The following is a 21,778-nucleotide window of genomic DNA, read 5'->3' as shown; positions in this document are numbered from 1 at the left end:
CTCAATGTCTTTTATTTACGCCAACATTACTCAGCTTGCAGACTCATTTAGGCCTCGATTCCGTGCTGCTGCTATCGCATTATTCTTTGCCATTGTTAGTTCCGTAGGGTTTAGTTCTGCAAGTGTCGCGAGTGATGCTCCTGCCATTGCTGCGGCTGCTAACATTAAATTTGCGGTAGATGAGATAGCGATACGTTTTCAGCAGCAAACGGGTTTAGCTCTGCGGATCAGTTATGGTTCTTCAGGTAATTTTGTGACCCAAATTCAGCATGGTGCACCGTTTGAGATGATGCTCAGTGCTGATGAAGAATATATTGAGCGGTTGCATCAAGCAGGCTTTACGCAAAATGATGGTGTTGTTTATGCCATCGGTCGACTTGCTCTTGCTGCACCAAAGAAGTCGCCGTTAGTTTTAGATCCTGAGTTAGTTGGATTAACGCAATTAATCGCCGATGGAAAGGTGTCTCGTTTTGCAATAGCAAATCCTGATCATGCTCCCTATGGTGAACGTGCGCGTGAAGTACTTAAAGCAAAAGGTTTGTGGGACGCACTGCAATCTAAACTGATTCTAGGCGAAAATGCTTCACAAGCTGCCCAATTTACCATTAGTGGATCAACTCAAGGCGGTATCGTACCGTTATCATTGGTGCTCACTCCTGAGTTTACCAAGCGTGGTAACTATGTGGTTATTCCTGATTCGCTATATCAACCGCTTAATCAACGTATGGCATTAATGCCTAATGCATCTGAAACTGCTGAGCGATTCTATCAATACATGCAATCACCCGATGCGCAGGAAGTATTAACTCAATTTGGGTTTAATTTACCCAAACCTGCTGTTAAGAAGGCTGATTAATGGATTGGCAAGCTCTGTGGCTGTCGGTCAAACTGAGTTGTTTTACCGTAGTGTTGTTAATTCCGTTGGCGATTATTGTCGGGCGGGCGTTGGCATATCGCCAATTTAAAGGTAAATCATGGCTTGAGGCTTTGATCATGGTGCCGTTAGTGTTACCGCCAACAGTCATTGGTTATTACCTGCTAGTCGGGTTAGGCAATCAGAGCATGATTGGTCAATGGGTTGAGCAATTAACCGGACAACAATTGGTGTTTCATTTCTCTGGATTAGTAATAGCTTCTATCATCGTTAATATTCCCTTTGCAGTTCAACCCATTCAACGTGCTTTTGAAACGATTCCGATCGACATTCGTGATGCCGCTGCTTGTTGTGGCATGAGTCGATTACGGATATTTTTTCGAATAGAATTGCCTATGATATGGCCTGGCGTTTTAACGGCCGTTGTACTGTGTTTTTCCCATGTGCTGGGCGAATTTGGTGTGGTGTTGATGCTGGGCGGTAATATTGCCGGCGAAACCAAAACTATCTCAATAGCGATTTATGATAGTGTGCAGGCATTCGATTTTGATTCAGCAGGAATGATGTCTTTGGTATTATTGTTGTTTGCGGTAAGTGCGTTAGCACTCACTACAAGTATGTCGAAGCGTTTAGGAGGGCATCGTGGTGCCACACAACGCTGACCTTATATGTGATATTTCACAAACATTGCCTATTCCATTGGAAGCTCATTTCAGTTGTCGGGCTGGTGAAGTGCTAGCCGTGGTTGGCCCTTCTGGTGGCGGTAAAACGACTTTGCTGAGAATGATTGCCGGTTTGAGTTTACCTCAACGGGGCCACATTCATTGTGGTGATAGATTATGGTTTGATGCAAAGCAGTCTATTTCGTTAACTCCCCAGCAGCGGCATATCGGTTATATGCCACAACATTTTGGTCTGTTCCCACATTTAACAGCACTAGACAATGTTATTTCTGGGCTTGATCATGTGCCAAAAGAATTACGAAAGCAGCGAGCATTAGATTGGCTAGAACGTGTCAATTTACATGGGTTGCCTGATCGTTTACCCGCGCAATTGTCTGGCGGACAACGTCAACGAGTTGCGCTAGCCCGTGCTCTTGCACGTGAGCCAGCTATCTTACTGTTAGATGAACCCTTTTCTGCAGTAGACCGGGAAACCCGTGAACGCTTGTATATTGAGTTAGCTCGCTTAAAACAGCAATTGTCTATCCCGGTGGTCATGGTAACGCATGACATCCATGAGGCATTGCTATTGGCTGATAAGATGATACTTATTAGTCAGGGCCAAATGCTGCAACAAGGCAAACCATTTGAGGTGTTATCTCATCCCAATAACGAAGCGGTTGCACGGCAAATGGGCTTGAGGAATATTTTTGACGGTCAAGTCGTATCGCAAGATATTGAACGTAATATGACCCAGTTTACGCTGGGTGATGAATTGATTGTCAGCGACAGTGCACCAGCATTAACTGTCGGCCAATCTATCCGTTGGGTTATTCCAAACCAAGGTATTCGTTTTAACGCCATTAGCAGCGGTCGTCTGTGTAAAAGCTTAAATAAATTAGAAGTATTAATTGAGTCTGTGTTGGTGATGGGTGAATCGTCACGAGTGATAGCGTCAGTTGTAGGCATTGGATCTATTATCAATGCAGATGTGCCGACACATTTAGTCCATAAGTTAGCCTTAGCGCCAGGAGTGCAAACGACTATTGCGCTTAAGTCAGATCAAATTCATATTTTAAGTGCACAGTCAGAACTCGGATAACCAAGTTTGAAATAAAATAGGCGAATATTGTATTTTTGCCTTACAGATCCCACTTCTTAACCCGCGTTGAGGTTAAATAATTCTTTTTATCGCTCAGAATGTCATTTTTCGGATAATAAACCGGGGATTTATGTTTGAATAAGGCCATTTAACGATCTAAATAGCGCATTTGATATAAAACCGTCCCATTTGGGCTGATTTGTATAGGTTTACCAGAACCTGTATTTCTAAAAAACATTGTACAACGACAACCCATCTCACTGAAAAATGGTATTTATGATCAATTATTAATCTTAGATTTCTTGGGACTTTGGCTGCTCTTAGGTAGAGTAGTCGTGTGATAGAATTTTCAATTATATAGAGGCTTGTGATGGTTCGGTTGCTGCTAGCAATATGCTTTCTTCCTTGTGCCGTGATGGCCACTCCATCTATGCACTCTTTATTGATCAATGGCGACTTTTTAAAGCCAATAACGGTCATGGAACAATTAGAGCAACAAGACAAAGGCACCATTTGTGACTTTGATGTTGATGTTGAAGAAGGTTTGCTGGTGTATAAGATTTCTATGATAAATGTAGAGACACACCGAATCAATAAATACGAATACCGAGCCTTAGACGGTACATTATTAACCGAAAAATCATCTGCTTATGCCTCTGATGATATTGGCCAAGTTAATGCGGCAAAAAAGCTGCAAGCTAAGCACATGAAGTTTTCAGAACTAGTGACCCTCGCGATTAAAAATCAACAAGGATATTTAACACAGGCGGAATTAGACCACGATTTATCGATTAGTTATCTCGAACTAAAATTACTCAATCAAGATAGTAGAAATACTATTGCTTTCGATATTGAGACTCTACGTCCACTACCTCTGCTCAAATGGGATTAAAGACTCTATGACTATGCGTATTTTATTGGTTGAAGATGATGCTACTACGTTAAAGTATGTAGCCGACGGATTTACGGCTCAGAAATATCAAGTTGATAGCGCGACAGATGGCCAAGAAGGCCTCACGTTAGCTAAACATAACCAATATGATTTACTGATCCTCGATCGCATGTTACCAAAGCTAGACGGCTTAACATTATTGTCTGCTCTACGTACCAGTGGTAATAAAACACCAGTACTTATTTTATCGGCATTAAGCCATGTTGATGAGCGTGTAAAAGGTTTACGTGCGGGTGGTGATGATTACATGACCAAGCCATTTGCCTTTGCTGAATTGTTAGTACGTGCTGAAAAACTTGCGCAACGTAACGTGGTTGAACCCGCTGCCACTGAAATTGAAGTGGGTAGTTTAAAAATGGAATTATTAACTCGTAAAGTCACCCTTGACGATAGCGAGTTAATGCTTCAACCAAAAGAATTTCAATTGCTTAAATACTTAATGGAACATCCTAATCAAGTGATTAGCCGTACATTATTATTTGAAGCAGTGTGGGACTACCATTTTGATCCTCGCACCAACGTGATTGATGTACATATTGCCAAGTTACGTCGCAAATTTGAAGAACTTGGTCACGGTGAGTTAATTGAAACCGTTAGAGGGGCTGGATATCGCCTTTGTAAAAGGCATTAAGCCTTACCAAAGTAGTGCGTGGCGGATCACGCTGATCTTCTCGACACTAGTAACCATACTCATTGTTATGTTGGTGCTTAGTCTCTATAGACAGTTAGTGATTGAGCAACAAAATCAAGTAGATAAACATCTAGCTGCAGAAATGCAGCGCTATCAACAGTTAGCATTAACGGTTAACCGTCGCAGCTTTGCGGCTCAAATTCGTGCAGCCGATCCTAAAACAGCACTGATTGCCTGGCGCAACAGTGTTGATATGGTGGGCGCATTGACTTTCTTACCTGAAAATATGCCACAGCTGCCTGAAACGAAAGATTTCCCTATCTTTACTGGTGGTCCAGATAAACTGCATATCTTAACTGGTGGCTTAGTTATCACCCGTTATGGCCCAGTATTAATTGCTACGCGTACCGATCAACTCGCGGCCTTAATAGAGAAATTTATTAACGCTGCATTTTGGGCCGTGGCATTCACGCTTGGACTCACGTTAGCGTTAGGCTATATTTTCTCAAAAGCCATCCTTAGACGACTGGTCGAATATAACCGTTTGAGTGAACAAATTGAAGCCGGGCACTATGAAACCCGTCTACCAGTCAGTGAAAGCCAAGATGAATTTGATATGTTGGCACGGCAGTTTAATTTAGTGCTCGACACCTTAGAGCAAAACTTACGTGCTGTTCGCGGTGTGACCGATAACATTGCCCATGATTTACGCACGCCACTATCGCATTTACGCATTGGTATTGAGCAGTTGTCGCAAAAACCTACAGCTGAACTTGCCGATGCCACTGCTGAGTTACTTGAAGAGTTAGACCACTGTTTAGGAACTTTTGATGCGATGTTATCGTTAACGCGCATCGAAGAAGGTCAGCAAATGCTTGATTTGCAGCCGGTGAGTTTACAGCAAATCTGCCAAGATTTATTTGAAATGGCAGAGGTGATTGCCGAGAGTCATGACCAAGTGTTGAGTATTAGTTTAAACGATGATGTTCACGTGAATGGTGATAAGTATCTGTTGTTCCAAGCTTTGTTTAATCTAGTGGATAATGCGATAAAGTATTCACCTAATGGCGCCACGATTAATATTATTCAACACGGTAAACACATTCAAATTAGTGATAATGGACCGGGTATTATTGACGAAGATAAAGAGCGGGTATTCGATCGCTTAGTGCGTTTAGACCCTAGCCGGCATTACAAAGGCACTGGTTTAGGGTTATCGATGGTAAAGGCTATTCTATCGCGTCACAAAGCGACGATTTCACTCCATGATAATAACCCTGGTTTACTCGTGAGTATTCACTTTAAATAACCCCACAAGCCTCCCATTTAATCGTTGTTGGATAATCTATGTATCAAGTGCTCAGTGATCAACCAGACTTTATTGTCATCAGCAAGTCCGTGAATGTTCATTTTCACAGTCAAGATGGAAGTGCTGGGGTGATTGCGCAGGCTGAGGCTGATTTAGGTTACAAGCTTTACCCTGTTCATCGACTCGATACACCGACTTCAGGGTTGCTGATTGTGGCGAAATCTCCTCAAGCTGCAAATGTGTTTACCAAAATGTTTACTGAGCATAAAGTACAAAAATATTATTTGGCGATTGCTTGTGGTAAACCGAAAAAGAAACAAGGCTGGATTATCGGCGACATGGCTAAGTCACGTCGCAGTATGTATAAGTTACTGCGGACCACTGAAAACCCTGCAGTGACACAGTTTTTTAGTCAGAGTATTGCCTCTGGTATGCGGATGTATTTACTGAAACCGTTGAGCGGTAAAACCCATCAATTAAGAGTGGCTTTAGCCAGTATTGGCGTGCCTATTTTAGGTGATAAACTATATGGTGATGAGCTGAGCGGTAGATGTTATTTACATGCTTATAGTGTGCATTTTACCTACTTAGAACAGGATTATTCTTTTAAGCAACAGCCTCAATTCGGTAAGCAGTTTTTGTTACCTGAATGCCAACAACTTATGATGAATCAATGGCAATCACCGAATGACTTGCCGTGGCCGAGTAAAGACTAATTGTCTCCCGCTTACCCTAATAGGGTATTGGTTAATTGACTAAAATCATAATGTGAAAGAGCTGACTGGATAGCCGTTACGATTGCTCTGTTATTATCGCAGCATTTGATTCTTCCATTGAATCCATTGAATCTTCCATTGCATCCATTGAGCAAATTGTATTGCGGCCTTTACTTTTAGCAAGGTACATAGCGTCGTCAGCTAGTTGTAATAATTGTTCAATACTAAGGTGAGTTTTACAGGTAGCATAACCAATGCTGAGAGTGGTATTGATATGGGTCTTCTGCCATAAAACAGTATTTTCATTGATTTTTTGTTGTACTTTTTCGGCCACTATTTGAGCCTCTTTTTTATTGGTTAATGGCAGTATGATTAAAAACTCCTCACCACCATAACGACAAACGAAATCAATTTTCCTCAATGATTTTTGTAATATGTCGGCAGTATTTTTGAGCACCATATCACCCGCTAAATGCCCGTAAGTATCATTAATGCGTTTGAAGTGGTCTAAGTCGAGTACCATTAAACTATACGCCAACCCATTTCGAAGCCATAGGGCATCAACTTCTTCGAGCTTGTTTAATAAAGAGTGCCTATTCCATAAGCCAGTTAGTTGATCTTTGTTGGCTAATCGAGCGACCTTGTAGACTAAGCGAGTTAGCGCATTACCAAACAATACTAGATTAGTGAGTAGCAGTAATATGATGTAGCTCCACATCACTAACGATGAGTTAAGCTTGTCTGCAGCTGAAATGTTGGCAAGTTCGTCGGGGAAAAGTAATAAAACAACTGCGCGTATGATAAACAGTAAGCCTATGGTGAAAAAAGGTACGTTAATCAACGCGGCATAATGCAGCGGTAAGTGTTTTTTTACCGCCCGAAAATTATCAATACCACTAAGGGTGATGAACGTTGCTGCGGTAATACTCATTACAATAACTAAGTAGACAGCGTAGGTCAGGGATGGTGGAACCAACAGCATTAATAATGCCGTGGTTGCCAGCAAAATAAGATCGAATCGGTAAGATAAAGGCTGCTTAAATAAATGTTGGCTGCCCCAACGCACCAGAGCAAACCCCACAAGTATTGTCATGTCTGCCACAAACCAGTATAAATAGTTAATTGCTTCAGTACGTTGGGTATAAAGCATAATGCCGATAAGTGTACAAATATTGGTGGCGGCGAAACACCAACTGGCTTTAGGTGCAATGCGTAATAGGCAGGCAAGTAATGTCCAAGCTATGGCGCAACTTACTGCTATTAAGCTAAAAAATTGAACGAAAATAATACTTTGGTTATGTTCCATATGACTCATTAGTTTCGTGAAAAAGACTATTCCATAATGTGATATCAACATCGCAACTACAATAATAGGCTAATTGTTCTAATTAAGAAATTGTCCTAGTTAACAAATTGTATCGTATACTGTTTTTATAATAACTATAGCGAAATTAATCAACTTAAATAAGGTAACTCAAATGGATTCTAATAAATTATTACTGGTGATTATTGCGATTTTACTGCCGCCAGTGGCGGTTTTACTCAAAAAAGGCATGGGTAAAGACTTATTAATAAATATCTTATTATGTATTTTCTTTTTTGTACCGGGGCTTGTTCATGCTTTGTGGGTAGTGTTACAAGAATAATGTTTAACACCCTATGCTATCGATATTGTTTGGTCACTGATAAGTTGGAATTTATAGGGTTTTAATCAGTTTGAGATTATAATTGCCTCGTGTAAATGCTATCAAGTGACCAATATGAATCGTAAAAAGAAAATTAATCAAACTCTTAAAGCTAAAGCAAAAAAAGCCAATGCTAAGCTTCATGCTGCCAATAAATCGCCATATATTGCCAAAGCAGACCGTGAGCAGCTTGCCCAAGCGCAATTGGTTATAGCGCCATCAGCCGGTGTAGCTGACAGCGTATTAAGCGACTCTGATGCTGCACATTCGCCAGCACTGTAACACTATAGCGATGACCCTAGAGATGATTTTATCTACGGATTAACACCGCATACTTTACAATGTGGTTGTTTAGGTAAACGCATTTGCCTAAACTCCATGGTCATCGCATCAATCATCAACAATTTTCCGGTTAATGGCTCGCCGATAGCCGTGATGACTTTTATTGCTTCTGTTGCTTGAATGCAGCCAATCATGCCGACCACAGGCGCAAGAATGCCCGCTTCAACACAAGTTAGCTGTTGTTCACCAAATAAAGCACTAAAGCATTGATAGCAAGGGCTGTCTTGTTGGTAGTCAAATACTGTAACAGTGCCTTCCATTCTAATAGCCGCGGCTGAAACTAAAGGCACTTGGTGCTCAAAACAGCTTTTATTAAGCTGTTCACGCACTAACATATTGTCTGTGCAATCCAGAATTAAGCTATGTTGACTCACCAACACGTTAATCTCATCATCATCTAATAACGCATTAATGGTATTGATGTTAATTAATGGATTTAGCAGCATCAGCGATTGCTTAGCCGATTCAACTTTTGCTTGGCCAATATTGGCGTCATAGTGCAATACTTGGCGCTGCAAATTAGACAGCTCTACGGTATCAAAATCAACTAAGGTGATTTCACCAACCCCAGCCACGGCAAGGTATTGACTTGCTGCACAGCCGAGTCCGCCTGCACCAATAATTAATACTTTGGCAAGCTTGAGCTTTTCTTGGCCATCGATATCGATAGCCTTAATAGAGATCTGCCGGCTATAGCGCAGCATTTCATTATCAGTGAGTATCTCTTGATCAAGTGAATCCATACTATTCCTAACACAACACGTTATTAAAAGGCTCTACGGTGACTTGGGTGCCTGTTGGTGTGTCGCCTTGGAATTGATCTAATATCACAAAGCAATTAGCTAAACTCATTGATGTGAGCATGCCTGAACCTTGGCCGCCAGTAATCGCAACTTCAAGTTCGCCCGCTTCATTTCGACTGAGTATGCCGCGTTGATATTCGACTCTACCAGGGTGTTTTCGTATATCTGTCAGCAACTTTGCTTGGCAAAATAACGGCTTAATAGGCTTAAGTCCCTGCATTTTATTTAAAATGGGTAACACGAGTTTATAAAACGTTACCATTGAAGAAACGGGATTACCGGGTAAACCGCAAAAAATCGCATTATCTATTTTACCAAATGCGAATGGTTTACCTGGCTTAATAGCGAGTTTCCAAAAGGTAATTTGGCCTTCTTCAGACAAAATTTGTTTAGTAAAGTCAGCTTCACCAACAGAAACTCCGCCGGATGTTAATACCATATCAGCCTTGCTGGCTGCTTCTTTAAATGCACCTCGAATGGCTTCTTTATTGTCGGCTATTACGCCTAAATCAATCCATTCAACATGGCTTTTACTGAGTAAGCCTTGGATTGAATAGCGGTTAGAATCATAAATCTGTCCAGGAGCCAGTTCACTTCCCACTGGGCGTAACTCATCACCAGTAGAAAAGAAGGCGACTTTTAATTTGCGTGTCACTCTAACCTGGTTAATACCAATAGTGGCGAGTACACCCATTTCTGCAGCGCGGATAGTGATGCCTTTATGCAATACTTTTGTGCCAGCAAGCAGTTCTTCACCACATAGGCGTACATTAGCGCCTAATCGATGTGGATGTTCGATAGTAATTTTATTTTCGTTTGCTTGGACTTTTTCTTGCATTTGCACGGTATCAAAACCCACTGGTACAGGGGCGCCAGTCATTATACGAATACAGCTATTGGGTAATACATGACCCTTGAAAGGGTGGCCAGCAAAAGAACTACCCACGAGGGTAAGGGTTGTTTTATCCTGTGATGCAGCTAAATCGGTAAAACGAAATGCATAACCGTCCATTGCCGAGTTATCAAATGGGGGTAAATCAATACTCGATGCCAGATCTTCCGCGAGCACTCTGTCGATAGCTTGGGTTAATGTGACTAGCTCGGTATCTTGGGTTGCTTCAACTTGAGCTAAAAGTTGCTCAATTGCTTGATCGGGATGAAGCAATGCTGGTTGAGCGCAAGGATCTTGATTACTGGACATCAGAACTTCCTTAATGAATAGCTAAAATACTATCAACTGTATCTTGGTTGAAATAGGTCTTTGCTTTTTAATGGTGCTTAGTATGCCATGATGGCACAAGAGTTTTATGATCACACTTAAGGTTTTATATTTTATGTCGAAAAATAATGCCAAGACGGGTTGGTACTTGTACATTATTCGCTGTGCAAACTCACATTTATACACGGGTATCACCACGGATATTGCTCGTCGTTTTGCCGAGCATCAAGCCAGTGGTCCTAAAGCGGCTAAATATTTAAAAGGTAAAGGCCCGTTAACCTTAGTTTATCAAGAATCATTAACTGATCGAAGTGAAGCGTCAAAACGCGAGATTACTGTTAAAAAATATACTAGGCAGCAAAAATTATTGTTGATTGAACAGCATGCGTTAATCCACCCAACGGAACGATAAGTTGCCTATATTTATGACTTTTCTATATTGAAAAAGTTAGTCTGCAATTGTTTTACGACTAAACTGAATGATGGCATCACAATGGTGAATGGTGGCAGTACAATGGTTAAGTTGTTAATGAGTGTTGCGCTGATCATTTGTTGTTTTGCATTTCCTTTAGCCGCACAACAAGTACGCATTCAATCTGTTCAATCTTCAGAAAATATCACCTACCAATATTATTACGATTTGTTACAGCTAATATTAACCCAAACCGCTGACGATTATGGCTCGGCTGATATTGTTGTTATCAACACCCCATTGTCACAGTCTCGTGGTTTTAGTATGTTAAAAGCCGATTTGCTAGATGTCTTTTGGGCTGGCACCACTGTTGAGCGCGAGCGTAAGTTCCATGCAATTAAAATTCCTCTGGTTGGTGGCTTATTGGGTGCTAGAGTACCGGTAATTGTTCGTGATAGATTCGCGGAATTTGAAGCGATAAACACGCCAAGGCAACTGCAGCAATTAGTCGCGTGCCAAGGGGCACAGTGGCCAGATTCGGATATTTTAGAATATAACGGTTATCGAGTTGAACGGGTGATTACCTTCCAGTTAATTTACAGCATGTTGAAACAGCAGCGCTGTGATTATTTTCCTCGTGGTTTAAATGAGGCTTATGCTGAGGTGAACACGAAAGGTAACGAAAGCTTGATGGTGTACGATAAACTCATATTACATTATCCATTACCGATGTATTTTTTTGTTAGTAATGACCACCCGCGCTTAGCTCAACGCATTACTCAAGGTTTAGAGGCACTCATTACGACAGGTCTGCTACATGTGTTTATTGAGCAGCATGAAACAACTCGAGATATGTTCCCGCTCAGTAAATATAACAACAGTCGTATTTTTGACTTAGCTAATCCACTGTTACCGCCACAAACACCTTTTCAAAACCAAGATTTATGGATTGATTTACCGCATCCCACAAAAAACGCCGCAGCACTTGTGGAGTGATACGGCGTTATTTAATTTCATCGTTTATACAGCGTTGAAGCTTATTTAGATGCTCGCAACACAGGGTACTTCATGTATTCGCTGTCGTAGTATGGGCTACGTTGGTAAAACCAGCGTAATCTTGCTTGGCTATCTTTCGCAAAATCAGGGTCTTTAAGCGCTTGATCAAACTCAGCTTGTAGAGCTGGATTGTCGAGTAACATTTTTGCCGCTAAAGGTTCCACTGCATAGTCTTCAATGTATTCTGTACGGGTGAAAATGGTATTAAACATGCCCCAATAAAACAATGAATCCTCAGCTTGAGGTTCAAGTAATAGCATTGCTAAGTCACCCAAAGGCTGGTCGGTTGGAATACGCATGCTACCTGCAGGAAGGTAGGCGTTTATTTTATGAATAGCCGTTGTTGCCGTTACCGTTTGATGACCTTCATAATCAGCGCTTGAGAATAATGGATCGCTAAATTGATATTGCTGCGCGGTTATCGAGGCTGGCTTATTCAGTCGTGTCATTCGAATACCATGTAAAGATAAACGCTCAATAACGTTTGTCCATTGTGGTGGAATATAATAAGCCACAGGACGAGTTACCGTGATATCAGCTTTTGTATTAGCCACAATTGGTAAGTTTTCATATAACTTAGGTTCACCAGTCCAGCGTACTACTTTGTCACCACTGATTGGGCTTTGCTCAACACGGTAATCAATCCCTTTAAAGTCTTTTCCTTCTGCTAAGGTTTCACTTTGCCAACTAATGGTTAACTCGCTTGGATTACGATATTTATCTTCATTAATCGCAGACTTTAGTTTAGTGCTATTTTTTGCCACCGTTTTAAGGGTTTGCTCGAGCGTAACGTAAGTACCTAGAACGCGTTGCTTATAAGGTTTAAGGCTATGGTTCTCTATTAGAATAGTCGGCAAATGACGAGCATCACCGTAACCATTGGAAAAACGTGGGCTAGGGTTCCACAATGACAGGCCTTTAGTCATGTCAGTATTATCGTTAGCAAATACCAACTGGCCCGGAATGTGGCCTTGTTCGGTTAATGCATGTTCAACCGCAGGGCGGTAAATAGAATCTAACCATGTAAAAATACTTGGGCTATAGCCTTGTGCAACGTTGTAACCAAAGGTGACATCGTATTGGTAGTCAATACCATCGGTCACATGGATATCAATATATAAGTCTGGCTGCCATATATTAATCGCTTGAATGAGGTGCTGCATTTCCAATGCATCACCTTTAGCATAATCACGGTTTAAATTTAGATTGTTGGCCGTGGTGCGCCAGCCCATATTGATCGGCCCACGCTGATTGACCCGATTGAATTTGCTGCTACGTTCATGGGCATCGACACTGAAGATAGGAATAAACAGTAAATTAACGTTTTCAAGTAAATCGCGTTTGTTACGATGGCTGATATCACGTAGTAGCATCATGCCTGCATCTTTACCGTCAATTTCACCTGAATGAATACCTGCTTGCACTAATACCGTTGCTTTACCGTTATCACTTAATGCTTGTGCCGTTGACACCCCATCTTGTGACGCAACAATCATCCATATATCTCGTCCTTGGGGGCTTTTACCAATGCTGACTTTTTGTAACACGTCGCTACTGTCGACGAGTTTGTCTAACCATTCCATGGTGTCGTGATAGTTTGGGCTGGAAACATAACCTTGTTGCTCAAAAGGGGTTGCCCATGGCTGATCTGCACTTAACAGTAACGTTTCACTGGCGCCTGACCAAGGGTGAATGGGTGGCAGTATGCTGTCGTTTTCGAGATGCGTTATTTGCTCTGCTGGTACCTGAGGGGCAGTAGGCACAGCATTGTTAGCATAGGTGAAAGTGGAACAGATAAGTAACGGACTAACCATTAAACTAGCAAGCAAAAAGCGGCGCATGAATATCCCTGTGAATGGTGATTGTGTCGAAATACGGTAATGGCATCATAACACTGCCTATCAACAGTTTCAGTTGCTTTTACCCTTATAAATAAACTGGTTTTGTGCAGATAAAAAATCCCAACCGAAGTTGGGATTTTTAAATTACATCGCATTAAATAAAGCGTTGCGAATAATGAGGAGCTTGTTTATACGTTAGGGCCAGCATTTTTAATGGCTTCAGACACTTTATATTTTGCAAAGTTATCACTGAACTCTTGTGCTAGCTGCTGTGCATATTTGTCATACTCAGCTTTATCTGCCCAAGTGTTGACTGGGTTTAACAAAGCGGTATCAACACCCGATACACTAACAGGTACGTTTAAGTTCAGTTTATCGATATAAACGGTTTCAACATCTTTTAGCTCACCACTGACAATAGCATCCACAATGGCGCGAGTTGTCGGGATATCAAAACGTTTACCTACACCATGTGGACCACCGGTCCAGCCAGTATTAACAAGGTAAACTTGGCTGCCAAACGACTCAATGCGTTTCATCAACAGCTCTGCATACACTCCAGCTGGACGTGGGAAGAATGGTGCACCAAAACACGTCGAGAAGGTTGACTGAATTGCAGACGTAGAACCCATTTCTGTAGAGCCTACCTTCGCGGTGTAACCTGATAAGAAGTGATATGCAGCTTGTTCTTTGCTTAATATCGATACTGGCGGTAATACACCTGATACATCACAAGTTAAGAAAACCACAGCATGAGGTTCTGCACCACGGTTATCTTCTTTACGTTGAGCAATGTGCTCTAAAGGATAAGCAGCACGGCTATTTTCGGTTAGGCTAGTATCTTTATAATCAGGCACTCGCTGTTCATCAAGCACCACGTTTTCGAGTACGGTACCGAAACGAATTGCATCCCAAATCACAGGTTCATTTTTTTGGCTCAGGTCGATACATTTTGCATAGCAACCGCCTTCGATATTAAATACGCCACCGGGTGCCCAGCCGTGCTCATCATCACCGATCAAGAAACGTTTTGGATCAGCTGAAAGCGTGGTTTTACCGGTACCCGATAGGCCGAAGAATAATGTGGTATCACCATCGTGGCCGACGTTAGCCGAACAATGCATGGGTAACACACCTTTAGCGGGTAATAAGAAGTTCTGTACCGAGAACATCGACTTCTTCATTTCACCTGCATATTTCAACCCAGCAAGCAGTACTTTTCGCTCGGCAAAGTTGAGAATAACAGCGGCTTCAGAGTTTGTACCATCACGTTGAGGTTCACATACGAACCCTGGCGCATTGATGATTTGCCAGGTGTCTTTGTTACCACGATTAAAGGTTTCTGGAGCGATAAATAAATTACGTGCAAACAATTGATGCCATGCGAACTCAGTGGTTACACGTACAGGAATATAATGTTCATCATCAGCACCAACTTCGAGTTCAGATGTAAACAACTCTTTGTCTGCAAGGTAGGCTTCTACCCGGCCCCATAATGCATCAAATTTGCCTGCATCAAACGGGCGGTTTACTTTGCCCCATTCAATGTCGGCTTCTGTATTTGCCTCTTTGACGATAAATCGGTCATTAGGTGAACGACCCGTTCTTTCTCCTGTCTTGGCCACTAAGGCACCATTTGCGGTCAGTTGACCTTCTCCACGAAGAAGCGCGATTTCTACTAGCTGTGCAGTCGTAGGGTTGAGGTGAACGCGGTTAGATACATCCGCCATAGTGTTGATCTCCATGTCTTTTAGGTCGTGTTTCGCTGTGAACTGCTATTGGGGGTTAGGTGTTCAAACTTAGCTTGTTATTATTTTTGCGCGATGGCTATAAGCTAATGTGGGGGATTGTAACGCAAGTTAATGCCGTGGTAACGAACAGTTTGGTAATTTTTTTGAAAGTTTTTGCTGTTTGATGTTTTGTTTAGACGGTTAAGACGTAAAAAAAGCGCGTTAAGCGCTTTTTTTGTAAGTTGTTACGTTGTCGGTAACGATATTGGTTACTGTTGTGACTGGCTGCTATGACTACCAGAATATAACGCTGCAATATCTATCGCATCAAAAGAGTACTTTGCTGTGCAATACTCACAATCCATCTCAATCTTCCCTTCTTCAGCTAGAATCTCTTCAACTTCAGTTTGGGGTAACGTTTTGATTGCTGCAGCACTGCGATCACGAGAACAGCTACATTTGAATGTAACATCAACAGGATCAAATAAGCGTACTTCTTCTTGATGATACAAGCGATGTAATACTTGTTCAGCATCAAGAGTGAATAACTCTTCTGCTTTAATGGTCGAGGTCAATGCTGAGAGATGTTCAAAGTCGTCATTATTACCAGATTTTGCTGGCAATACTTGCAACAACATTCCTGCAGCTTGTTTGCCGTTAGCAAATAACTGTATTTGGGTAGGTAACTGCTCTGATTGATTAAAATACTCTTCTAAGCAAGCAGCTAAGTTTACGTGGTCTAATGACACAATGCCTTGATAACGTTCGCCTTCATCAGGCGTTAACGTAATGACCATGTAGCCTTTACCGAACATTTGTTGCAAGCTTGCATCGGCAGCAATATCGCCGTTCCAACGTGCAACACCACGTAATACTTGCTTATTGTTACCATTAATTACCGCTAAAGAAACCGGACCATCGCCCTGTAACTGCACGCTAATGTCACCACTGAACTTGATCGTTGCCGTGAGTAATGATGTCGCGGCCATTAACTCACCGATTAGAGCTTGTAATGCAACCGGATAAATATGTGCAGAAAGCACTTCTTGGTAACTGCTTTCTAATTGGACTATCTCGCCTCGCACATCGGCATTATCAAAAATGTAGCGATGTAAAATATCGTTGTTCATTTGTATTCTCTTACTTTTTGGGCGCCTAGTAATCTTTAAAGCGCATAATCTGTCGTCTTTGTTTTTTATCCGGTTTATGGTCTGGTGCCGGATTGTTCAAAATATTTAGCCGTCGGGCTTCAGCGTTTATAATCCGTTTGCTAATACTTTCAGGTGTTTCTTCGTATAGGGTTTGCGCCACATTAGCACTTTGTCTATGGCCAGATAATTGGAGGACAATAATCTCTTTATCATCATTACCTTGGCGAAGACGGATTTTTGCACCAGCTTCAGCATTCTTACTGGATTTAGTCCGTTGACCGTTGTAATGTACTTTACCGCCATTGATCATGTCTTTTGCGATAGCGCGGGTTTTATAAAATCGTGCCGCCCATAACCATTTATCGAGCCGAATAAAGCTTTTTTCGGGCTGATTTTGAGTCACATGACCTCCAAAACAGGGATGATTTCACAGACTGAGTAACCTAACTGCCATACAATGTGTGTATTATCGTAATAGAGGGCAATATTATGGCTCTTTTTATGGGCGCAAAGTTAGCATATTTGATGGAGATTCGCCAATCGATATGCTCTGGGGTTGTTGCTTTATCCTGTGTGGGTTAGCATGACCGCTGCACATATATTTTCGCATTTTATTAACAATTAGAACAGAGACCTGTACCAAGTCGTATAGAGGGTCCAATAACATATGGATTTATTAGATAAACTGATCACCAACGCTGCAAAAATACCACATAAGCTATTGAGTATGATTGTATTTTGGCTTGGATTGGTCATTGTGTTGCTACTCGCTGCACAGATCACATGGAAGTTGATGCCAGTATCATCGCAGTCTGCGATGTGGCAACCATCCCCCATATCAGCAGGCACTGCAAAGCGTATTGAGCTTGCCGGTGTACGTAACCTATTGCTTTTTGGTCGCTTAGACAATAATAGCAATAAACCCAAAGCTGAAGTCGTAGAGCAAATCACCGATGCGCCTAAAACAAACTTGTCTATCCAATTGACAGGGGTTGTTGCGTCTACCGAAGAAGCTCAAGGTTTAGCAGTTATTGAATCAAGTGGGCAACAAGAAACCTATAGCTTAGGCGATAAAATTAAAGGGACTTCAGCTTCTTTAAAAGAGGTTTATGCCGACCGAATTATTATTAGTAATAGTGGTCGTTATGAAACTTTAATGCTTGATGGCCTTAAATATACTACCCAAAGTGAAGCTAACTCCCAGTTGCAACAAGCAAAAGTAGGTCAACAGGTAACCCGAGTTGATCGTCGCGATAATCAACGTTTTTCTGAAGATTTGTCTAATTCTCGTGATGAGTTGTTAGCAGACCCAAGTAAAATTACAGACTTTTTAGCTATTTCACCGGTACGTAATGGTGATGAATTAGCGGGTTACCGTTTAAATCCTGGTAAAGATGTCGCGTTGTTTAAGCAAGCGGGTTTTCAAGCTAATGATTTAGCAAAATCAATAAATGGATTTGATCTGACCGATATGGGTCAGGCATTAGAAGTGATGGCACAACTGCCTGAGCTCACCGAAATGGCTGTCATGGTTGAGCGTGAAGGGCAGTTGGTCGAAATCATGTTTAGTTTGCCAGAATAATTTGGCGTTAGAGGATTGAGAAGAATGAATAATAAAGGGATCCGACATAACATTATTGCTGGAATGCTTATGGGCGCTGCAATGATAGCGGCACCGAGTGCTTGGTCGGAACAATATGCCGCCAATTTTAAAGGCACTGACATTCAAGAATTTATTAATATTGTCGGTAAAAACCTCAATAAAACCATTATTGTAGATCCAACAGTACGTGGCAAAATTAATGTCCGTAGTTACGATTTACTTAATGATGATCAATATTACCAATTCTTCCTTAACGTACTTCAAGTGTATGGTTATGCAGTGGTTGAAATGGAAAACCACGTCATTAAAGTCATTAAAGACAAAGACGCCAAAATGGCTTCTATTCGTGTCGCCGATGACAAGTCGCCTGGTGTTGGTGATGAAATGGTCACCCGAATTGTTCCTTTATACAATTCTGAAGCTAAACAACTTGCTCCCTTACTTCGCCAGTTAAATGATAATGCTGGTGGCGGTAACGTTGTTAACTATGATCAATCAAACGTGTTAATGATTTCTGGTCGTGCAGCGGTAGTGAACAAGTTGGTAGAGATTGTTCGCCGAGTTGATAAGCAAGGCGACACCGACGTACAAGTCGTGGCTTTAGATTACGCCTCTGCAGGGGAAATTGTTCGCATAGTCGATACCTTATATCGCTCAAGTGCTAATCAATCACAACTGCCTGGCCAAGCGCCTAAAGTGGTGGCTGATGAGCGCATGAATGCTGTTATTGTCAGTGGCGATGAAAAAAGCCGCCAACGTGTAATCGAACTCATTAAACGACTTGATGCTGAACAGGCGAGTACGGGTAACACCAAGGTACGTTATTTACGTTACGCCAAAGCTGAAGACTTGGTTGAAGTATTAACCGGGTTTGCACAAAACTTACAAGATAATAAAGAGGGTGCCAGTACTCAGCAAGGCAACTCAAGTAAGCGTCGTAGTGATATCAATATTATGGCCCACAGCGATACTAACTCACTGGTGATTAGTGCTGAACCAGATCAACTGCGTACCATTGAAAGCGTCATTAATCAGCTCGATATTCGTCGTGCTCAAGTGCTCGTTGAAGCCATTATTGTTGAAATAGCGGAAGGCGATAACGTTGGTTTTGGAGTGCAATGGGGCAGTAAAGCCGGTGGCTTAACGCAGTTTAACAACATTGGCCCAACCATTGGGGAAGTCGGCGCTGGAGTCTGGGCGGCACGTGAAGAGGATGGCACTAGCGTGACGACTATTGATGGTAATGGTAATCTGGTTACGACAACTAATCCAACTTCAGACGGTGACTATACCTTGATTGCCCAAGCATTGGGTAAAGTTAATGGTATGGCGTGGGGCGTGACCACAGGTAACTTTGCGGCGTTAATCCAAGCTGTGTCGAGTGATACAAATTCAAACGTACTAGCAACACCGTCTATTACCACACTAGATAACCAAGAAGCCTCGTTTATTGTCGGTGATGAAGTGCCGATTATTACCGGTTCAACCTCAAGCTCTAACAATGATAATCCATTCCAAACGGTAGAACGTAAGGAAGTCGGGGTTAAGCTAAAAGTGGTACCGCAAATCAACGAAGGTTCATCGGTTAAATTAACTATCGAGCAAGAAGTGTCGGGTGTTAATGGTAATACTGGTGTCGATATCAGTTTCTCTACTCGTCGTTTAACGACTACGGTTATGGCAGATTCAGGTCAAATTGTAGTGCTGGGTGGATTAATTAACGAAGAAGTACAAGAAAGTATTCAAAAAGTCCCAATTCTTGGCGATATTCCTTTTATAGGTCATTTATTCAAGTCTTCTTCTAGTAAGAAAACGAAAAAGAATTTAATGATTTTCATTAAGCCCACCATTATCCGTGACGGTATGACAATGGAAGGGATTGCTGGTCGTAAATATAATTATTTCAGAGCATTACAGCTGGAACAACAAGCTCGTGGTATTAATTTAATGCCAAATACTCAAGTCCCAGTTCTTGAAGAATGGGATCAAGAGGCCTACTTGCCAGATGAAGTGAATGACATGCTTGATCGCTATAAAAGCGGCAAAGGGCTGAGCACCGATATACGTGATTCAGACCCAGCCTTGCGCACTATCGATGAAAACATGCAAAAGGACAAGGCTCAAAACAATGACTGATAGCGTGATGACAGAACCATTAGCCCAAGTATCTAGTGAAGTTGCCATGGAAGTTGTTGAAGGTGATGAGGTTTTTCATTCGACGAGTAAAGAGCGCTTGCCGTTTGCCTTCTCGCACCGCTTTCAATTAGTGTTAGCGAAAGAAAACGAGCAGCTTTGTCTTTTCTATACCGATAACACACCACTTAGCGCCATGCTAGAGGTACGGCGCTACGCGGGTGTTGAGTTACCGTTAATTAAACTAGAAGTGGCTAAGTTTGAAGCCAAACTAACTCAAGCATATCAAGCTAATTCTTCAGAAGCCCAACAGCTTATGGAAGATATTGGTAACGAAATGGACTTGTTTACTCTGGCTGAAGAACTGCCACAAACGGAAGACTTGCTTGAGGGCGACGATGACGCGCCGATTATTAAATTAATTAATGCGCTGTTATCAGAAGCGATTAAAGAAGAAGCCTCAGACATTCACGTCGAAACCTATGAGAAACAACTGGTTGTTCGTTTCCGTATTGATGGCGTGTTGAAAGAAGTATTAAAGCCAAATCGTAAATTGTCGTCTTTGTTAGTGTCGCGTATTAAAGTGATGGCACGTTTAGACATCGCCGAGAAACGCCTGCCACAAGATGGCCGTATTTCGTTGCGTATTGCTGGTCGTGCTGTCGATGTGCGGGTATCAACTATGCCATCAAGTCATGGTGAGCGTGTGGTAATGCGTTTATTGGACAAAAATACCGGCAACTTAGACTTACAACAACTGGGTATGACACCAGGCATTCGTGAAAAATTCGATGAATTAATTCGTAAGCCACACGGCATTATTCTTGTTACCGGGCCTACTGGTTCTGGTAAAAGTACCACCTTGTACGCTGGGTTAACGGAAATCAATTCTAAAGATACCAATATTTTAACCGTTGAAGATCCTATTGAGTATGAGTTAGAGGGCGTTGGACAAACTCAGGTAAACACTAAAGTCGACATGACTTTTGCTCGAGGATTACGCGCAATTTTACGTCAAGATCCCGATGTAGTCATGATTGGTGAAATTCGTGATTTAGAAACGGCGCAAATTGCAGTTCAAGCATCATTAACTGGTCACTTAGTTATTTCAACCTTGCATACCAATACCGCATCTGGGGCAATTACCCGTTTGCAAGACATGGGCGTAGAACCCTTTTTAGTGTCATCAAGTTTGCTTGGCGTGCTTGCTCAACGCTTAATTCGGACATTATGCCCACAGTGTAAAGAAGCACATGAGCCTGATGAGCGTGAACGCGAGTTGCTGGGTATTACCGCAAACGACACACGTATTATTTATCGCGCTAAAGGTTGTAAGGCCTGTGGTCAAAATGGTTATCGTGGTCGAACAGGTATTCATGAGTTACTTACCGTTGATGACAATGTCCGTGAGTTAATTCATGGCGGCAGGGGCGAATTAGCCATTGAAAAATATGTACGTAAATCGATTCCAAGTATTCGTCATGACGGCATGAGTAAAGTACTCACAGGTGTGACAACGCTAGAAGAAGTATTGCGCGTTACGCGCGAGGAGTAATC

Annotated in this window: 20 protein-coding genes and 1 pseudogene; 14 read left to right on the top strand and 7 right to left on the bottom strand. The window is 42.0% G+C overall.

The features are described 5' to 3' along the window. The first annotated feature begins 4 nt into the window (after window positions 1–4). The 7 genes from modA (at window position 5) to EGC86_RS19065 (ending at window position 6,246) form a co-directional block, all read left to right on the top strand. Window positions 5–856: a molybdate ABC transporter substrate-binding protein gene (gene modA / locus EGC86_RS19095; protein WP_123778642.1), complete on the top strand. Its 852-nt coding sequence runs from the start codon at window positions 5–7 to the stop codon at window positions 854–856. Next, on the top strand, window positions 856–1,536 hold the full coding sequence (modB, locus tag EGC86_RS19090; RefSeq protein WP_059745246.1) for a molybdate ABC transporter permease subunit: 681 nt from the start codon (window positions 856–858) through the stop codon (window positions 1,534–1,536). The genes modA and modB overlap by 1 nt, the downstream gene beginning before the upstream one ends. Then, window positions 1,517–2,638 carry an ABC transporter ATP-binding protein gene (locus EGC86_RS19085; protein ID WP_123778640.1) on the top strand — a complete coding sequence of 374 codons (1,122 nt, stop codon included), beginning with the start codon at window positions 1,517–1,519 and terminating at the stop codon, window positions 2,636–2,638. The genes modB and EGC86_RS19085 overlap by 20 nt, the downstream gene beginning before the upstream one ends. A 415-nt stretch (window positions 2,639–3,053) precedes the next feature. Continuing rightward, the gene (locus EGC86_RS19080) at window positions 3,054–3,530 is read left to right on the top strand and encodes a hypothetical protein (protein WP_102036526.1); all 477 of its coding nucleotides are present in this window, start codon (window positions 3,054–3,056) and stop codon (window positions 3,528–3,530) included. Window positions 3,531–3,543: 13 nt separating this feature from the next. Then, window positions 3,544–4,221: a response regulator transcription factor gene (locus EGC86_RS19075; RefSeq protein ID WP_041413271.1), complete on the top strand. Its 678-nt coding sequence runs from the start codon at window positions 3,544–3,546 to the stop codon at window positions 4,219–4,221. 67 nt (window positions 4,222–4,288) lie between these two features. Further along, window positions 4,289–5,530 carry a sensor histidine kinase gene (locus tag EGC86_RS19070; RefSeq protein ID WP_123778695.1) on the top strand — a complete coding sequence of 414 codons (1,242 nt, stop codon included), beginning with the start codon at window positions 4,289–4,291 and terminating at the stop codon, window positions 5,528–5,530. Window positions 5,531–5,568: 38 nt separating this feature from the next. Further along, entirely contained in the window at window positions 5,569–6,246 is a 678-nt protein-coding gene (locus EGC86_RS19065) for a TIGR01621 family pseudouridine synthase (protein WP_123778638.1), read from the top strand. A 76-nt stretch (window positions 6,247–6,322) separates the two neighbouring features. On the opposite strand, the gene EGC86_RS19060 is transcribed toward EGC86_RS19065, so the two are convergent. After that, window positions 6,323–7,552 (bottom strand): GGDEF domain-containing protein, encoded by a 1,230-nt coding sequence (locus EGC86_RS19060; protein WP_165872463.1) that lies wholly within the window; start codon window positions 7,550–7,552, stop codon window positions 6,323–6,325. Window positions 7,553–7,724: 172 nt separating this feature from the next. On the opposite strand from EGC86_RS19060, the gene EGC86_RS19055 reads away from it, so the two are divergent. Then, the gene (locus EGC86_RS19055; protein ID WP_011635586.1) at window positions 7,725–7,892 is read left to right on the top strand and encodes a YqaE/Pmp3 family membrane protein; all 168 of its coding nucleotides are present in this window, start codon (window positions 7,725–7,727) and stop codon (window positions 7,890–7,892) included. 114 nt (window positions 7,893–8,006) lie between these two features. Continuing rightward, window positions 8,007–8,213 carry a DUF2986 domain-containing protein gene (locus tag EGC86_RS19050; protein ID WP_123778634.1) on the top strand — a complete coding sequence of 69 codons (207 nt, stop codon included), beginning with the start codon at window positions 8,007–8,009 and terminating at the stop codon, window positions 8,211–8,213. A gap of 32 nt (window positions 8,214–8,245) precedes the next feature. Here EGC86_RS19050 and moeB read toward each other — a convergent pair whose 3' ends face one another. Together moeB and moeA are read right to left on the bottom strand one after the other, a co-directional pair. After that, window positions 8,246–9,016 (bottom strand): molybdopterin-synthase adenylyltransferase MoeB, encoded by a 771-nt coding sequence (gene moeB, locus EGC86_RS19045; protein WP_011635588.1) that lies wholly within the window; start codon window positions 9,014–9,016, stop codon window positions 8,246–8,248. Between the two features lie 7 nt (window positions 9,017–9,023). After that, a complete protein-coding gene (moeA, locus tag EGC86_RS19040; RefSeq protein WP_011635589.1) occupies window positions 9,024–10,277 on the bottom strand; it encodes a molybdopterin molybdotransferase MoeA in 1,254 nt (417 codons plus the stop codon). 160 nt (window positions 10,278–10,437) lie between these two features. Here moeA and EGC86_RS19035 point away from each other — a divergent pair. Together EGC86_RS19035 and EGC86_RS19030 are read left to right on the top strand one after the other, a co-directional pair. After that, a pseudogene (locus EGC86_RS19035) lies at window positions 10,438–10,707 on the top strand (GIY-YIG nuclease family protein); the annotation flags it as partial. A 102-nt stretch (window positions 10,708–10,809) separates the two neighbouring features. Beyond that, window positions 10,810–11,703 (top strand): hypothetical protein, encoded by an 894-nt coding sequence (locus EGC86_RS19030; protein ID WP_123778632.1) that lies wholly within the window; start codon window positions 10,810–10,812, stop codon window positions 11,701–11,703. Window positions 11,704–11,744: 41 nt separating this feature from the next. On the opposite strand, the gene EGC86_RS19025 is transcribed toward EGC86_RS19030, so the two are convergent. From EGC86_RS19025 to hslR, 4 genes are all read right to left on the bottom strand, one after another. Next, window positions 11,745–13,604: a M14 family metallopeptidase gene (locus tag EGC86_RS19025; RefSeq protein WP_123778630.1), complete on the bottom strand. Its 1,860-nt coding sequence runs from the start codon at window positions 13,602–13,604 to the stop codon at window positions 11,745–11,747. A 188-nt stretch (window positions 13,605–13,792) separates the two neighbouring features. Beyond that, entirely contained in the window at window positions 13,793–15,349 is a 1,557-nt protein-coding gene (locus EGC86_RS19020) for a phosphoenolpyruvate carboxykinase (RefSeq protein WP_123778629.1), read from the bottom strand. Window positions 15,350–15,603: 254 nt separating this feature from the next. Further along, a complete protein-coding gene (gene hslO, locus EGC86_RS19015) occupies window positions 15,604–16,464 on the bottom strand; it encodes an Hsp33 family molecular chaperone HslO (RefSeq protein WP_123778627.1) in 861 nt (286 codons plus the stop codon). A 25-nt stretch (window positions 16,465–16,489) separates the two neighbouring features. After that, entirely contained in the window at window positions 16,490–16,888 is a 399-nt protein-coding gene (gene hslR / locus EGC86_RS19010; protein WP_011635595.1) for a ribosome-associated heat shock protein Hsp15, read from the bottom strand. Window positions 16,889–17,152: 264 nt separating this feature from the next. On the opposite strand from hslR, the gene gspC reads away from it, so the two are divergent. Genes gspC through gspE form a run of 3 tightly spaced genes read left to right on the top strand, consistent with a single transcriptional unit; the run spans window position 17,153 to window position 21,776 of the window. Then, a complete protein-coding gene (gspC, locus tag EGC86_RS19005) occupies window positions 17,153–18,067 on the top strand; it encodes a type II secretion system protein GspC (protein WP_123778625.1) in 915 nt (304 codons plus the stop codon). Window positions 18,068–18,091: 24 nt separating this feature from the next. Beyond that, window positions 18,092–20,224 (top strand): type II secretion system secretin GspD, encoded by a 2,133-nt coding sequence (gspD, locus tag EGC86_RS19000; RefSeq protein ID WP_123778623.1) that lies wholly within the window; start codon window positions 18,092–18,094, stop codon window positions 20,222–20,224. A gap of 7 nt (window positions 20,225–20,231) precedes the next feature. Beyond that, window positions 20,232–21,776: a type II secretion system ATPase GspE gene (gene gspE, locus EGC86_RS18995; RefSeq protein ID WP_425376053.1), complete on the top strand. Its 1,545-nt coding sequence runs from the start codon at window positions 20,232–20,234 to the stop codon at window positions 21,774–21,776. Window positions 21,777–21,778 lie beyond the last annotated feature (2 nt).

Source organism: Shewanella frigidimarina (genome assembly GCF_003797125.1).
Taxonomy (GTDB): Bacteria; Pseudomonadota; Gammaproteobacteria; order Enterobacterales; family Shewanellaceae; genus Shewanella; species Shewanella frigidimarina.
The sequence above is the reverse complement of the archived record's forward strand: the minus strand, read 5'-3'. Positions and strand labels throughout refer to the sequence as shown.